The following is a 15,429-nucleotide window of genomic DNA, read 5'->3' on the forward strand; positions in this document are numbered from 1 at the left end:
CCGCGGATGCGGATCTTGTGGGTCGAGATGGTGCCCATCCTGGGCGGTGGTGCCCGTCCCCGAGGTCGTCGACCCTGCACCGCACAGGGTGGCGGTGCGAAGATCGAGGGTATCGGCGCCGACCAAGCCGGCCGGGAGGCGGACATGACCGTGAAGAGTGTGGGCCTGGTCGTGCACGGAGGCCGGGCGGAAGCCGTCGAGGCCGCTATCGGCGTTCGCACGTGGTGTGCGGAGCGCGGCTTGCACTGCGCGGACATCGACGTGTGGGGCAGGGGCCCGCGTCACTACGCCCGTGAGGAAGTCGAGTCGGCCGGCGATCCCGACCTGATCGTCACCCTGGGGGGTGACGGCACGTTCTTGCGCGGTGCCCATGTGGCGGCCGAGAACGACGCCCTGGTTCTCGGCATCGATCTCGGCCGAGTGGGCTTCCTGACGGAGGTGCCCGTCACCGCCGTCCGCGCGGCGCTGGATGCCGTGCACGCCGGCCGGATCACCATCGAAAGCCGCATGCTGCTGACGCTCCGCGCCTCGTGCCTGCTGAAGGTTCCCGCCGACATGGAGTCGCTGCTGCGGTACGGCCGCGGGCCCCTCCCGCCTCCTCCGAAGATGCAGTCCGACTGTGAAACCGGCGATGACTGGGGGATCGCCCTGGACGTCGTCGCCCTCAACGACGTCGTGGTGGAGAAACTGTCCCGGGACCGGCAGGTCTCGGTCGGTGTCTACATCACCGGCCGACTGCTCGCCTCCTACTCCGCCGACGCGCTCCTGGTCGCCACGCCGACCGGTTCGACGGCCTACAGCTTCGCGGCGGGAGGCCCGGTCGTCTCGCCGCGCGCGGAGGCGCTCGTCTTCACGCCCGTCGCCCCGCACATGACGTTCGACCGCTCGGTCGTCGCCGCACCCGACGAGCCCATCGTGCTGCGCGTACTGGAGCGCTCGGGACGGGCCGCCGTCAGCATCGACGGCCAACTGCGCGGCGTCCTGGATCCAGGGGACTGGATCGGTGTCTACGCGGCCCCGAGCCGGCTGCGGGCGGCACGGCTGGGACCGACGGACTTCTACGGCCGTCTGCGCAACCGCATGAACCTCACTGACGCTCCGGCCGCGGTCGCCGACGGGCAGGCCGTCCCCCTTTGGCCTGTGACCTCCTCGCCCCCCAAGGACTTGTCGCACCTGGCCCTGCCCGCGGGACCGGACGAGACATATTGACCGCGCCGACTTCTCGATCAGGTCCCTCGAGAACCGACTGATGCTTCTGGTCCCTGAGAACCGACTGATGCTTCTGGTCCCTGAGAACCGACTAGTGCTTCCGGTCCCTCGAGAACCGACTACTGCTTGCGGGCCCTGGAGAACCGACTACTGCTTCCGGTCGGCCGCCCCCTCGTCGGGGAGGGCCGCGTCGGTCGGCGCCTGGCCGGGCTCCTCGACGACCGTCGGCAGTGCTTGTTCGGCCCAGATCACCTTGCCCTGGGGGGTGTACCGGGTGCCCCAGCGCTCGGCGATCTGCGACACCAGGAACAGGCCGCGGCCTCCCTCGTCCATCGTCGCGGCGTACCGCAGGTGGGGTGAGGTGCTGCTGCCGTCGGCCACCTCGCAGATCAGCGTACGGTCGCGGATCAGCCGTACGTGGATGGGCTCGGAGGCGTAGCGAATGGCGTTGGTGATGAGCTCGCTCAGGACGAGTTCCGTGGTGAAGCCGAGCTCGGTCAGGCCCCATTCGTCGAGCTTTCGGGACACGGCGTCGCGCATCCCCGCGACGGCGGCCGGGTCCCGCGGCACGTCCCAGTCGGCGATCCGGTCGGGCGACAGCGCCCGGGTGCGGGCGACGAGCAGGGCGACGTCGTCCTTCGGACGCCCGGGCAGCAACGCGTCCAGCACGTCCTGGCAGCTCTCCTCGGGCGACCGGTCGGGGTGGCCCGCCAGCGCGGTGCGCAGCAGCTCCATTCCCACGTCCAGGTCGCGCCTGCGGTCCTCGATGAGGCCGTCGGTGTACAGGACGAGCTGAGAGCCCTCCGGAAGCTCCAGCTCGGCGGTCTGGAACGGCATGCCGCCGAGGCCGAGGGGAGGCCCGGTCGGCACGTCCAGGAAGGTGGCGGTTCCGTCGGGGTGGACGAGGGCGGGCGCCAGGTGGCCCGCGCGCGCCATGAGGCAGCGGCGCGTGACCGGGTCGTAGATCGCGTACAGGCAGGTGGCGCCCACGACGTCCACGGCACTCTCGGTGCCCGCCTCGTCCTGGTCGATGCGGCCGACCAGGTCGTCCAAGTGGCTCAGCAACTCATCGGGAGGAAGATCCAGCGTGGAGAAGTTGTGCACCGCGGTCCGCAGCCGCCCCATCGTGGCGGCGGCGTGGAGGCCGTGGCCCACGACATCGCCGACGGCCAGCGCCACCCGGCTCCCCGGCAGGGGAATCACGTCGAACCAGTCCCCGCTCACGCCCGACTGGGCCGGGAGGTAGCGGTACGCGATGTCGAGGGCGCTCTGTTCGGGCAGCGCCCGCGGCAGCAGGCTGCGCTGGAGGGTGACGGCCAAGGTGTGCTCGCGGGTGTAGCGGCGGGCGTTGTCGATGCTGACCGCGGCTCGGGCCACCAGTTCCTCCGCCAGCGACACTTCCTCCTCGTCGAAGGGCTCGTGCTGCTTGGAACGCCAGAAGTTGGCCATGCCCAGGACGATCCCGCGGGCCTGGATCGGAGCGACGACCAGTGAATGGATGCCGTACTCGATGATCTCCTTGGTGCGCTCCGGGTCCTGCGCCTGCCAGCCCGGCGCGGTCGACAGGTCGGTCACCAGCTCGGCATGGCCACTGCCGTAGCCACGCGCCTGGGGCGTGGACGGCAGATAGTCGATCAGCCGGTCCTTCTCGTAGAGCGGATGGTCGTCCCGGATGCCGCACACGGACGTGCGTCGCATGTCCGTTGCCGTGGGGGCCGGCTCCTCGCCGTGCAGTACGGCGTCGGCGAGGTCCACTGTGACGAAGTCGGCGAAGCGGGGGACGGCGACCCGCGCCAACTCGTCGGCGGTGCTCAGCACGTCCAGGGTGGTGCCGATGCCGAGTCCGGCGTCGTACAGCAGCTTGAGCCGCTCCCGTGCGATCTGCGCCCTGCCGGTCACGGCCTGCAGTTCGGTGGAGTCGCGCAGCGTCACCACCGTTCCCTTGGGGCCGCCGCCGCGGTCCGTGGGCCGCTGGTTGACCGCCAGCAGCCGCTCTCCGGCGAAGTGCACCTCGTCGGTGGCCTCACGCCCGGAGACGAGAAGTTCCATCGTCTCGGGGTCGAGGTCCGGCAACTCCGACACATGCCGTCCCTCGACGTCCGCGGGCAGTTCCAGCAGCCGTCTGGCCTCGTCGTTCGCCAGCAGCAGGCGCCCATCGCCGCCGACGATGAGCACCCCTTCGCGTACGGAGTGCAGCACCGCGTCGTGGTGCTCGTACATGCGGGTCATCTCTTCCGGGGCCAGGCTGTGGGTCTGACGTCGCAGCCGTCTGCCCACCAGGGCCGTTCCGCCGGTGGCCACCACGAGCGCGCCGGCCCCGGCGCCCAGGATGATCGGTAGCTGCCGGTCCACCTGATTGGTCACGTTCTTGACCTTCAGTCCGGCGGAGACGAGGGCGACCACCTTGCCGTCGGGGTCCTTGATGGGGACGGTGGCCTGCACCTCCTGGCCGAGGGGGCCGTGGACGCTCTCGGTGTAGATCTTCCCGGCCAGCGACGGCCCGATGGTGCCCACGAACCGCTTGCCGATCAGATTCGGCAGAGGGTGGGTGTACCGGATGCCGTGGGTGTTCATGACCACGATGAAGTCGACGCCGGCGGCCTTGCGCGCCACCTCGGTGAGCGGCTGGAGAATCTTGCTCGGGTCGGGGGTCTGGAGCGCCGCCAGGACACCGGGGGAGTGCGCGAAGGTCTCTGCCACGGCTACGGAGCGGTGCTTGGCCTCGGCGTTGGTGTCCCGCTGCGACTGCAGGGCGAGGGCGAGCACGCCACAGGCCACGAGCAGCACTACCACGGCCACCTGGAGAACGAACACCTGCCCCGCTACGCTCCGCGGGCTCTTGTTGACCAGTGGCCTGAGCGAGAGGCGTCGAAAACCGGCGAAACGATTCGCCATGTGACCTTTCTAGCACTGGTGATCCCGAGTGGCCATGGGCCGCCCGTCGCGTGAACCCCGCACGGCGGGACCTCGTGCACGGCACAGGCGTGCCGTGCGGGGCCTCGTGCACGGCACGGGCGTGCCGTGCGCGGCCTCGTCCTGCCAGTCACCGGGGCCGGGGCGCGGCGCCGCGCGGTGCACGGGACCGGAGTCGCGTGAGGCGGTCGCGGTCTGCCTGTGGGCGCATGCGTGCAGGCCCCCGGGTCGATCTCCGCGTAGGCCGTGCGGATTGTCCCGCTCGAGCTCGATGAGCACTTTGACCGATATGATGCATTTTGTGATCATGTCAGGACGCCTGCGGCGTCGTGGTCCCCTCTACGGCGGCCAGTGGGACCTCGCCCTGCTGTCGCCGGCGATCCTCACCGTCGTCATCTCCTGCCTGGCGTTCTCCACGCCGAGGGAGATCGCCTTCAGCCGCCTGCTGCCCGCCGCACCCGCCCTTGCCGCCGCCATGTGGCCCGTGTTGCCCACGATCCTGTTGGGGACGTTCTGCCTGCTGGTCATGATCGGGCTCAGCTTCGCCTACGCCGACCTGGGGACGCCCTACACGGGAGCCGCGATCATCGCGGTCACCCTGGCGGCCGCCTATGCGAGCCACGTCCGGCTCCAGCGGGAGGAAATACTCGTCCAGGTCCGGCTCGTCGCCGACGCGGCGCAGAAGGTGCTGTTGCGCCCGCTGCCGCGCCGTATCGGAGACGTCGAGATCGAATCGCTGTATCTGGCGGCCCAGGAGCACGCCCGGATCGGGGGAGACTTCTTCGAGGCGGCCGGCACACCGCACGGGATCCGGCTGCTCATCGGCGACGTCCGGGGAAAGGGTCTGTCCGCGGTGGGGGCGGCCTCGGCGGTGATCAGCTGCTTCAGGGAGGCCGCGTACGACGAGCCCGACCTGAGGGGCATCGTCCATCGGCTGGAGACCAGCATCGCCCGCCACAGCGCGGCGTTTCCCGGCCAGGATCTGCCCGAGCGTTTCGCCACCGCTCTGATCGTCGAGATCCCGCACGGCGGCGGCCAGATCAGACTTCTCAACTGCGGACACCCTCCGCCGCTGCTTGCGCATCGCGGGAAGATCCACGTCCTGGAGCCCACCATCGCCTCGCCGCCTCTCAACCTCGCGGCGCTCATCGGTGACTACTACTGCGTCGACACCATCGCTTTCGTCCCGGGTGACCAGCTGCTGCTCTACACCGACGGCGTGTCGGAGGCCCGGGACCGCACCGGTGAGTTCTTCCCGCTGCCGGACTGGATGGGGCGGCAGGGGCTGGAAGCGCCCCGCGAGCTGCTCGACCGGCTTCACCGGGACCTGGTCCGCTACAGCGGGGGAAGGCTCGACGACGACATCGCGGCCCTCGCCTTGAGGTGGCCGAACAGTCGGGGCCAGGAGCGCCCGTCGTAGGTCGTGCGGCGTGGCGGGTCCGAGTGGGCCCGGCCGATCGGTTGGTCGCGTTCCGGCGGACGGCGTGACGGTCGACGGCCCGGCATTGCGCCTCTCGGCCGGCGCCTGATCCGCCGTCCGAGAGGCGCGATGTCGGGTCGAGCCGCCCATGTCGATATCATCCGATAAGGATGTAATTCGGTCTTTGGTCTTGATGGCGCAGCTTTCCTCCCGGGGTGGTCGATGTCCCGCAAGCGCCCCACGGGCGACGGTGACGAGCTGCTGGCCAGGCTCGGGTCGCTGACCGCTCAGGCGCGTGAACGCGCGGAGTTCCAGCGCACACAGGTCGAGCTGGCCATCGCGCTGCAACGCGGCATGCTCCCCGGTGACATGCCGACCGCCCCCGGGTTCCGCATGGCGGTCCAGTACGCGCCGGCCTGCCACGGTCTCAATGTGGGCGGAGACTGGTACGACGCCTTCAAGATGCCCGACGATCGCATCGGACTGTCCATCGGCGATGTGCAGGGGCACAACATCGAGGCGGCCGCGTTCATGGGGCAGGTCCGGGTCGGCCTGCGTGCCCTCGCCTCCGTCACGAGCGAGCCGGGAGAACTCCTCGCCAGGACGAACGATCTCCTGCTGTCCCTCGGCACCGACCTCTTCGCCACCTGTACGTTCATGCGGCTCGACCCGTCCACGGGGGTGCTGGAGAGCGCACGGGCCGGGCACATCCCGTTCGTCTGGGCGACAGCGGACGGGAAGTCCGGCATCACCGAGGACGAAGGAGGGCCACCACTCGGCGTACAGGTGGGGATGGACTACCCGGTGACCCGGCACCTGCTCACCACAGGCGGGATGTTCGTCCTGCTCACGGACGGTGTCGTGGAGGGGCCCTCCATGCGTGTCGACGAGGGGCTCGACCAGGTGGTCCGTCTCGCGGGCATCGCCGCCGTGGCGGGCATGTCGGCGAGCTCGCTCGCCGCCGCGGTGATCAAGGGCGCCGAGCTCGTGGGTCACGAGGACGATGCGGCCGTACTCGTGGTCGGCCACGACGCGCCCACAGTCCAGCTGTAGGGGGACGTCGCCCTCTCGCCTCGCAGAGAGGGCGGCGGAGGTGTCTGATGGCTGCTGTGGTGGGTACACGCGAGCCGCGCCGACCGGTCGTCGTCGCTGTCCTGACGCTGGGAGTCGCCGCCTGCTGTTTCGCGGCGGGGCGGCTGGGGCTCCTGCGGCAGCTCGTTGTCGAAGGCGCGGTGTTCACACCCATCTGGCCGCCCACAGGCGTAGCGGTAGCCAGTCTCCTGATCTTCGGGATCCGCGCCTGGCTCGGGATCGCACTCGGTGCCCTCCTCGTCATCCTGTCCCTCACCTCGCTCACCTCACTCCGGCCCGCTGATCTCGGCATCGTCGCCGGCAGCACCGCAGCTCCGGTCTGCGCGTACCTCATGCTGCGCAGGATCGGCTTCCGTATCGAACTCGACCGCCTGCGGGACGGACTCGCACTGGTGTTCCTGGGTGCCCTGGTCGGCATGATGATCAGTGCGACGGTCGGCGTGGGCATCCTGGTCCTCACGGGCAAGCTCGCCGCGGACGACTTCTGGCCCGTCTGGTTGGCGTGGTGGGTGGGCGACGCGATGGGCGTCTTGATCGTCACCCCGGCCCTGCTCCTGCTGTACGGGGCGCGCTGGCCGCCGGACCTGACTCGATGGAAAGAAGCCGTGGCGCTGGTGCTCGTGGCCTGCGTCCTCCTGCCGTTCGCCACGCGCAGCGAGATCAGCCTGCTGTTCCTCGTCTATCCGCTGCTGATCTGGGCGGCGCTGCGTTTCCAGCACGCGGGCAGCGTGCTGTGCGCCCTCTTCGCCTCCGTCATGGCCACCGTCGCGGCCACGGACGGGGTCGGTCCGTTCGCGCGGATGAGCCACGTCGAGGTGATGTTCAAGCTCCAGGCCTTCAACGGCTCCATGGCCCTGACCGCTCTGATCCTGTCCGCCGTGATCACCGAGCAGCGCAACACCAGACACTCCGTGGAACTGGCCTGTCAGGAGCTGATGGAGGTCCTGGAACACCTCACGGCGGGAAACCCGCCACCCCGGCCGCTGCCCATGCACGACGACGACGGCGTACGACGGCGGAAGAGAGCGCCGTGAGTCGCTCCGGCCGTCCCGTGCTTGTCGCGCGAGGGTCGGGCGGCCTGTGCCAAGGGCGCGGTCCCACCGCAGCTTCGGCCGTCGTCGCGGCAGCGGCGCCCGGTGCGGAAGTATGGGACTACAAACGAAGAACAACTGATGTGGAGGTGCGGGCACATGCAGCATGAGCGAGCGGGCAGTCCTGCCGGTCCCGAGGACCTCGTCGACGTCGCCCGACTGGTCACCGCGTACTACGCGCTGCACCCCGACCCGGCCGAGCCCGGCCAGCGCGTCGCCTTCGGCACGTCCGGACACCGCGGGTCCTCACTGGCGACGGCCTTCAACGAGGATCACATCGCCGCGACGAGCCAGGCCATCTGCGAGTACCGCGAAAGCCAGGGCATCGACGGTCCCCTCTTCCTCGGCGCCGACACCCACGCGTTGTCGGAGCCCGCGAAGGTCACCGCCCTGGAGGTGTTCGCGGCCAACGAGGTCTCGGTGCTCCTCGACCGCGCGGACGGCTACACGCCCACGCCGGCCGTCTCGCACGCCATCCTCACCCACAACCGGGGACGGACTTCGGGCCTCGCGGACGGGGTGGTGGTCACCCCCTCCCACAATCCGCCCGGCGACGGCGGCTTCAAGTACAACCCGCCGAACGGCGGCCCGGCAGGCTCCGACGCGACGTCCTGGATCCAGGACCGGGCCAACGAGCTCATCGTGGGCGGCCTCAAGGACGTACGGCGCATTCCCTACGCCAGGGCGCTGACCGCTCCCAGCACCGGCCGCTACGACTTCCTGGGCACCTACGTGGCCGATCTGCCGCACGTGCTGGACCTGGACGCGATCCGCGTCGCCGGCGTGCGCATCGGCGCGGACCCCCTGGGCGGGGCCTCGGTCGCCTACTGGGGGCGCATCGGCGAAGAGCACGGGCTCGACCTCACCGTGGTCAACCCGCTCACCGACCCCACCTGGCGGTTCATGACGCTGGACTGGGACGGCAAGATCCGTATGGACTGTTCGTCGCCCTACGCGATGGCGTCACTCATCCAGCAGCGCGAACGCTTCCAGATCGCCACCGGCAACGACGCGGACGCCGACCGGCACGGCATCGTCACACCGGACGCGGGGCTGATGAACCCCAACCACTACCTGGCCGTCGCCATCGCCTACCTCTACTCCCACCGGGAGCGCTGGCCCGCTGACGCGGGGATCGGCAAGACCCTGGTGTCCTCCGGAATGATCGACCGGGTCGCCAGCGACCTGGGCCGCCGCCTGGTCGAGGTGCCCGTGGGCTTCAAGTGGTTCGTGGACGGACTGGCCGACGGCTCGCTCGGCTTCGGCGGAGAGGAGTCGGCCGGCGCCTCCTTCCTGCGCCGCGACGGCTCGGTGTGGACCACCGACAAGGACGGGATCGTCATGGCGCTGCTCGCCGGCGAGATCACGGCGGTCACCGGCAAGTCACCGTCCGAGCACTACGCCGGGCTCGCCGCCCGCTTCGGAGAGCCCGCGTACGAGCGCATCGACGCCCCGGCGACGCGCGAGGAGAAGGCCCTGCTCGCCAAGCTCTCTCCCGAACAGGTCGGCGCGGACACGCTCGCGGGGGAGGCCGTCACCCAGGTGCTGACCAGCGCCCCCGGCAACGGCGCGCCCATCGGCGGCATCAAGGTGACGACCGACAACGCCTGGTTCGCGGCACGGCCCTCGGGGACCGAGGACGTCTACAAGATCTACGCCGAGTCGTTCCTCGGGCAGGACCATCTGCGTACGGTGCAGGAGGAGGCCAAGGCGGTCGTCCGGGCGGCGCTGGGCGGCTGAACCGGGATCCACCGGCGCTGGGCGGTTGAACCGGGATCCACCGGCTCGGCCCGTCGTGACGCGACGTACTCCGAGGAGTGACCCGGCCCGGGGCCGACGCCCCGGGCCGGGTCAGTCGGAGCACATGTCGAGGCAGACGCGTCTCAGAGGTTCACGCTCTTCATGCCGGCCTCGTCGTAGCGCTCGCCGGCGGGCTTCGGGAGTTCGGCGTCGATGCGGGCCACGTCGTCCTCCGTCAGCTCGACGTCCACCGCGCCGGCGTTCTGTTCGAGATAGCTGCGGCGCTTGGTGCCCGGGATCGGGACGAGGTCGTCGCCCTGGGCGAGGACCCACGCGATCGCCAGCTGCGCCGGAGTCACGTCCTTCTCCGCGGCGATTTCCTTCACCTTCGCCGCGAGCCTGAGGTTCGCCTCCAGGTTGTCGCCCGTGAAGCGCGGTCCGCTGCGGCGGAAGTCCCCCTCGTCGAGTTCGTCGGGGGAGGAGAACCGGCCGGCGAGGAAGCCGCGGCCGAGGGGCGAGTAGGGGACGAAACCGATCCCCAGTTCGCGGCAGGCGGGCAGGACCTCCGCCTCCGGGTCACGCGTCCACAGCGAGTACTCGGTCTGTACGGCCGTGATCGGGTGAACGGCGTTCGCCCGTCGGATGGTCTCCGGCCCGGCCTCGCTGAGGCCGATGTGGCGTACCTTGCCCTCCGCGACCAGTTCCGCCAGGGCGCCGACGGTCTCCTCGATCGGCACGTCGGGGTCGACGCGGTGCTGGTAGTAGAGGTCGACGTAGTCGGTTCCGAGCCGCTTGAGCGATCCGTGAATCGAACTGCGTACATGCTCGGCGGAGCCGTCCTGGCGCCCGACCGTGCTGAAGTCACCCGGAACGGCGTCGTCCATCCGGTAGTTGAACTTGGTGGCGATCACGTACTGGTCGCGGTGTCCCTTGACCGCGCGGCCCACGAGAGTCTCGTTCGTGAGCGGCCCGTAGAGCTGCGCCGTGTCGAGGAAGTCGATGCCCAGGTCGAGGGCGTGCCGGATGGTCTTGATGCCCTCGTCCTCGTCGGTGGTGCCGTAGAAGGCGGACATCCCCATGCAGCCGAGGCCGATGGCTGACACCTGAAGGTCTCGCAGCCTGCGCTGATTCATGTGGTTCCAGCCTTTCCGTGCGGAGCTGATCTTCGTCGCGGGAGGTGCGTGGCGGACGCCGCGAACCTTTCGCGGCTTGTTCGGTCTCCTCCATTGAGCGGTGGATTCCGAGCGTCGGCATCCCGATGCCGTGCGCCCGGCCGGCTGTCCACGGTTTTCAGCCGATGGCCGTGGCAGCCCCGGGGCGAGGCGCTCATGGGTCGGGTGTGAAGGGGCGTGCGCGGGCGATCAGCAGGGCGACGTCGTCGTGGTCGTCAGGGTGCCGGAGGTGCTGGAGAAGCCGGTCGCAGGTGTCCTCCAGGGGGGAGTCCGGGGTTTCGAGGAGGCGGAGGAGAGCGTCGAGACGTACGTCGATGGGGTGGTGGCGGGATTCGACGAGACCGTCGGTGTACAGGACCAGTTGGTCGCCGGGGGCAAGGCTGAGGGTGGTGGTCTCGAAGGGGATTCCGCCGACTCCGAGCGGGGTGCCCGTGGGCAGGTCGAGCAGTCGGGGGCGCTGGCCGCTCCGGACGAGGACGGGGGGCAGGTGGCCGGCGTTGGCGATGCGGCACTCGGCACGGTGGGGATCGTAGGAGGCGTAGACGCAGGTGGCGATGTACTGCTCCAGCTTCGATGTGATCTTGTCGAGGTGCTTCAGGACTCGGGCGGGTTCGAGGTCGAGGTCGGCGAAAGCCGCGGTGGCGGTGCGCAGACGGCCCATGGCGGCGGCGGCGTCGATGCCGCTGCCCATGACGTCGCCCACGACGAGCGCTGTCCTGTCGCCCTCCAGCGGAAGGACGTCGTACCAGTCGCCCCCGACCTCGTAGGCAGCCTGCGCGGGAAGGTAGCGGGAGGCGACGTGCAGGCCGGGGAGGTTGGGCGGGTGGTCGGGGAGCAGACTGCGCTGCAGGGTCTCGGCGGCGTTGCGCACGCTCTGGTGCGTGCGGGCGTTGTCGATGCACACCGCGGCGCGGGAGGCGAGCTCGGTGGCGATGGCCAGGTCGTCCTCGTCGAAGGGCCGCGGATCGCGGGCGCGGCTGAGCCCCAGGAAGCCGAGGATGGTGCCGCGTGCGGCGAGCGGGACGGCCATGTAGGAGTGCACTCCCGCGCGGGCCAGCAGCGTGGCGGCGTAGTCGTCGCGGGCGATGCGCGCCAGGTCGCGCTCGCCGGTGTGCCGGATCAGGACGGACCGTCCGGTGCGCACACACTGGGTGGCGAGGCGGTCGGGTTCGTAGGTGGTGATCCGGCCGGGAGGATCGGCGGCATGGATCGCCTCGGTGGGGTAGGCGGTCTTGACGGCGAGGGCGCGGAAGAGCGCGGGGCCGTCGCGGGAGGCGGGACGGTGTTCGTCGATGATGGAGTCGAGTACGTCGACGGCGACCATGTCGGCGAAAGCCGGAACGGCGATCTCGGCCAGCTCCCGGGCTGTCTGCTCGACCTCCAACGTGGTGCCGATGCGGGCGGAGCCCTCGGCGATCAGGGCCAGTCGACGCCGCGTCTCGGTGGCCTCCAGGGACGCTTGGTACCGCTCGGTGACGTCCACCACCAGGTCGGCCACGCCGAGAACACGGCCCTGGGTGTCCTCCAGCCGGTACAGCGAGATCGACCAGGCGTGCTTGTGGTCCGGGTCGGACGGGCTGCGGCCGACGATGGTGGACTGCTCGACCAGGGGAACCCCGGTCCGAAGGACCTGCCGCATGGCGACCTCGGGTACTTCGAACTTCGTGTCTCGCATGATCTCGCGGTAGTAGCGGCCGAGGTGGTCCTTGGCGGGAATGCCGTGCATCCGCTCCAGCGCGGGGTTGACGGCCACGTACCGCAGTTCGGTGTCGAGGATCGCGATCCCGATGGGGGACTGGGAGATCAACCGGGTGGACAGCGCGACGTCACGCTCCACCTCGCGGAGCCTGGGGGAGTCGGTGCCCAGCCCGAGGGCGTAGAAGTCACCTCGGTCGTCGAGCAGCCGCATGTTGCGCAGCTCCACCTGCCTCGTGCCGCCGCCCTTGCAGCGGATGGGGAACGTGCCACTCCAGCTCTGGCCCGTCTCCATGACCTCGATGAACTTCTTGATCACCCAGTCCGAGTGCTCTTCGTTGACAAGGAGCCGTACGGCGTACTCCCCGAGCGCCTCCTCCGCGGTGTAGCCGTACAGGTCCTCGGCCTGCGGGCTCCACAGGACCACCCGTCCGTCGGCGTCCAGCAGCACGGCCGCGACACTGAGGAGATCCATCATGCCGCTGGGCTGCGTCGGCTCGTTCGCCGGTCGGCGAGCGTCGCCCCAGCCGAAGCCTGCGGGAGGCCCTTCTGCTTCGTTCATGGCAGGCACTCCTTCCACCGACCGGCGCCACGTAGGCCCTCCGACGGCCTGGCTGGAGCGGGACCTGTCCGTGTCTGCAGGCGTTTCGCTTCCATGGTCCCCCCGGATCACCAGACCATGCACCCCCGTCCCCACGAGCCGGACGAGAAGGGTGATCACTGACCGGTCCCGGGCCGCACTCGGGGCCGTTCGATCGTCGGAGTTCGCCGTGACGGGGAGGGGTGCGGAACGGCCGGACGAGCGGAAGCGCATCGGGGAGGCAGACGCGAACCGGCCTGGCCCCGCGGCTCCGGCATGATCCGCCGGACAGGCCCTAGTGGGGCGGGAGGCCCGCCGGGTGACCGGTCGGGTCGTCGGCGAGGGCGATGAGGGCGGTGACGCGTTTGCCGACGGGCTCGCGGCGGATGTCGAGGCCCTGGCTGACGGCGAGGATGATCTCCAGGCCGTGCTGGCCGACGCGGCCCGGGTCGGCGGCGCGTGCCAGGGGCAGGGTGGCGGAGCTGTCCCAGACGCTGATGTCGATCGTGGCGCCCCTGGTCTGCAGGTCGAGCAGGCAGGGGCCGGGTGCGTGCTTGACCGCGTTGGTGACCAGTTCACTGACGACCAGCTCCGTCACCCCCCGTGCCCGCGCGGACACGGGAAGGCCGTGGACCGTCTGCAGCAGGGTGAGGAAGTCGGTGGCGAAGCGGCGGGCTTCGCTGATCCTCACGCTGTCGCCGTCGTAGGCCGCCGACGCCTGGACGGCATCCATCGGCGGGGTCGTCCGACCCTCGGCAATTGGCACCTGGACCATGGCCCACCTTGCTCGCGTGTGTATGAGGCCCTCCAGATACCCCGCAAAGGCCCCGCCATGCCGGCGTTCTTCAGAGGGCATCTGATCAACGTTCAGGATGCTGTGGGCGGGGTGGATTGCCCGTTTCCCTATGGCCTTGTCCGCCACTCCGGCCCGCACTACCTTGCCGGGGTGGATCTCTTCTCACGCTCGTGGACGGCGTTGCGCACGGCGGTCGCCGAACTCACGGACAAGGACTTCGAACAGCCGTCTGGCTGCACCGGCTGGCTGGTGCGGGACCTCGTGTGCCACCTGATCATCGACGCGCAGGACGTCCTGATCACCCTCGCCACCCCCGCCGAAGCCGAACCGACCGTCAACGCGGTGACCTACTGGCACGTCGAGGACCAACCGCCTACCGGCGAGGACCCGCTCGACGCGCTGACCCTCCGGCTGGCCGCCGCGTACGAGGAACCGCGCCTGCTCCAGTTCCACTTGGACGACGTCGGCTCCGCCGCCGGACGCGCCGCCGAACTGGCCGACCCCGGTGTCCGGGTGAGCACCCGCGATGAGGTTCTCACCGTGGGCGACTACCTCTCCGCGTACGTCCTGGAATGGACGCTGCACCACCTCGACCTGATCGCGCACCTCCCGGCCGCGGCGGAACCGCCCACGGAGGGCCTGGCCCGATCCCGCGCGACGCTGGAGAAGATCGCCGACGCCGCGTTCCCCGCGTCGTTCACCGACAAGGACGCACTTCTGGTCGGCACCGGCCGCCGCGCACCGACCGACGCGGAGAAGGCCGAACTCGGCGAGCTGGCCGCGCAACTGCCGCTCGTGCTCGGCTGATACGTCCACTGCGGACGGACCGGGTGGGAGAGGCGGGGCGTCCTGACCATGACTACGCGCCATGACTAAGTACCGGGCCTACGCACCGGCCCGCTGGACCACCAGGTCCTACCAGGGCACGGAGCCCTGGTCATCCGTGAAGGTGCCGGTGGGTCCGTCGGCGGGGATGGTGGCCATTCGGACGGCGGCGACGGCGCCCTGGGCGGGCGTGCGGTGGCCGGAGTGGTTGTTCAGGTCGGTCGCGCAGTAGCCGGGGCAGACGGCGTTGACCAGGATGCCGTCGGGGCGCAGATCCTTGGCGTACTGGACAGTCAGGGCATTCAGGGCGGTCTTCGAGGGGACATAGCCGGCGGCGATGGGGAGGTCGGCGATGGTGAGCCCGGCGTAGACAACGGCAGCGACCTCCGGGTCGGTCCCGGCGGCCAGTGAACCGGCACTGCTGGAGACGTTGACGATGCGCGGGGCCTTGGAGCGCTGCAGCAGCGGCAGCAGGGCGTTGGTGACGGTGATGACGCCGAAGAAGTTGGTGTCGAAGATGAGGCGGATGACGTCGGGGTCGGCGGAGCGGGGGCGCTGGCCGGCCAGGTCGCTGCCCGGGGGAGCGGCCACGCCCGCGTTGTTGACCAGCGCGTCGAGCCTGCCGTATCGGACCTCGACCGCTTCGGCGGCCGCGGCGACGGAGGCGGGGTCGGTCACGTCGAGTACGACGGAGGTGGCGTCGGCGCCGGTGGCGCGCAGTTCCGCGGCGGCCTTCTCGCCCAGCTCGGCGCTGCGGGCGCCGATCACGACGGTGTGCCCGAGGGCGGCGAGCTGGGCGGCGATCTCGCGCCCGATGCCCTTGTTGGCGCCGGTGACCAGAGTGATCATGGTGTCGTTCATGACTCCAGGGCACCACGGTGAGGTCGGCGCGGGCC

11 protein-coding genes are annotated in these 15,429 nt (G+C 70.2%); 6 read left to right on the forward strand and 5 right to left on the reverse strand.

What is annotated here, in order from left to right:
- The first annotated feature begins 144 nt into the window (after window positions 1-144).
- Window positions 145-1,209: an NAD(+)/NADH kinase gene (locus tag ACFVXA_RS08315; RefSeq protein WP_383909762.1), complete on the forward strand. Its 1,065-nt coding sequence runs from the start codon at window positions 145-147 to the stop codon at window positions 1,207-1,209.
- A gap of 147 nt (window positions 1,210-1,356) precedes the next feature.
- Here the strand turns inward: ACFVXA_RS08315 and ACFVXA_RS08320 are convergent, their stop codons facing one another.
- Window positions 1,357-4,104 carry a SpoIIE family protein phosphatase gene (locus ACFVXA_RS08320; protein ID WP_389934494.1) on the reverse strand — a complete coding sequence of 916 codons (2,748 nt, stop codon included), beginning with the start codon at window positions 4,102-4,104 and terminating at the stop codon, window positions 1,357-1,359.
- 325 nt (window positions 4,105-4,429) lie between these two features.
- On the opposite strand from ACFVXA_RS08320, the gene ACFVXA_RS08325 reads away from it, so the two are divergent.
- The 4 genes from ACFVXA_RS08325 to pgm all read left to right on the forward strand — a co-directional run bounded on the left by ACFVXA_RS08325 (window position 4,430) and on the right by pgm (window position 9,465).
- A complete protein-coding gene (locus ACFVXA_RS08325) occupies window positions 4,430-5,542 on the forward strand; it encodes a PP2C family protein-serine/threonine phosphatase (protein ID WP_362030752.1) in 1,113 nt (370 codons plus the stop codon).
- Between the two features lie 222 nt (window positions 5,543-5,764).
- Window positions 5,765-6,595 carry a PP2C family protein-serine/threonine phosphatase gene (locus ACFVXA_RS08330; protein ID WP_362030754.1) on the forward strand — a complete coding sequence of 277 codons (831 nt, stop codon included), beginning with the start codon at window positions 5,765-5,767 and terminating at the stop codon, window positions 6,593-6,595.
- Window positions 6,596-6,642: 47 nt separating this feature from the next.
- Window positions 6,643-7,668, forward strand: a complete 1,026-nt coding sequence (locus ACFVXA_RS08335) for an MASE1 domain-containing protein (RefSeq protein ID WP_384024171.1) — start codon at window positions 6,643-6,645, stop codon at window positions 7,666-7,668.
- A gap of 156 nt (window positions 7,669-7,824) precedes the next feature.
- Complete coding sequence (gene pgm, locus ACFVXA_RS08340; RefSeq protein ID WP_383745736.1) at window positions 7,825-9,465, forward strand: phosphoglucomutase (alpha-D-glucose-1,6-bisphosphate-dependent); 1,641 nt, start codon at window positions 7,825-7,827, stop codon at window positions 9,463-9,465.
- Window positions 9,466-9,608: 143 nt separating this feature from the next.
- On the opposite strand, the gene ACFVXA_RS08345 is transcribed toward pgm, so the two are convergent.
- The 3 genes from ACFVXA_RS08345 to ACFVXA_RS08355 all read right to left on the reverse strand — a co-directional run bounded on the left by ACFVXA_RS08345 (window position 9,609) and on the right by ACFVXA_RS08355 (window position 13,645).
- Window positions 9,609-10,598 (reverse strand): aldo/keto reductase, encoded by a 990-nt coding sequence (locus tag ACFVXA_RS08345; RefSeq protein ID WP_362030761.1) that lies wholly within the window; start codon window positions 10,596-10,598, stop codon window positions 9,609-9,611.
- A gap of 193 nt (window positions 10,599-10,791) precedes the next feature.
- Window positions 10,792-12,894 (reverse strand): SpoIIE family protein phosphatase, encoded by a 2,103-nt coding sequence (locus ACFVXA_RS08350; protein WP_362030763.1) that lies wholly within the window; start codon window positions 12,892-12,894, stop codon window positions 10,792-10,794.
- A gap of 313 nt (window positions 12,895-13,207) precedes the next feature.
- Window positions 13,208-13,645: an ATP-binding protein gene (locus ACFVXA_RS08355; protein ID WP_362030765.1), complete on the reverse strand. Its 438-nt coding sequence runs from the start codon at window positions 13,643-13,645 to the stop codon at window positions 13,208-13,210.
- 213 nt (window positions 13,646-13,858) lie between these two features.
- On the opposite strand from ACFVXA_RS08355, the gene ACFVXA_RS08360 reads away from it, so the two are divergent.
- Window positions 13,859-14,515: a maleylpyruvate isomerase N-terminal domain-containing protein gene (locus ACFVXA_RS08360; protein ID WP_390024285.1), complete on the forward strand. Its 657-nt coding sequence runs from the start codon at window positions 13,859-13,861 to the stop codon at window positions 14,513-14,515.
- 108 nt (window positions 14,516-14,623) lie between these two features.
- Here the strand turns inward: ACFVXA_RS08360 and ACFVXA_RS08365 are convergent, their stop codons facing one another.
- Window positions 14,624-15,394 (reverse strand): SDR family oxidoreductase, encoded by a 771-nt coding sequence (locus tag ACFVXA_RS08365; protein ID WP_390024287.1) that lies wholly within the window; start codon window positions 15,392-15,394, stop codon window positions 14,624-14,626.
- Window positions 15,395-15,429: the final 35 nt, after the last annotated feature.

Source organism: Streptomyces sp. NPDC058246 (assembly GCF_042881985.1).
In the GTDB taxonomy this organism is placed as follows: Bacteria; Actinomycetota; Actinomycetes; order Streptomycetales; family Streptomycetaceae; genus Streptomyces.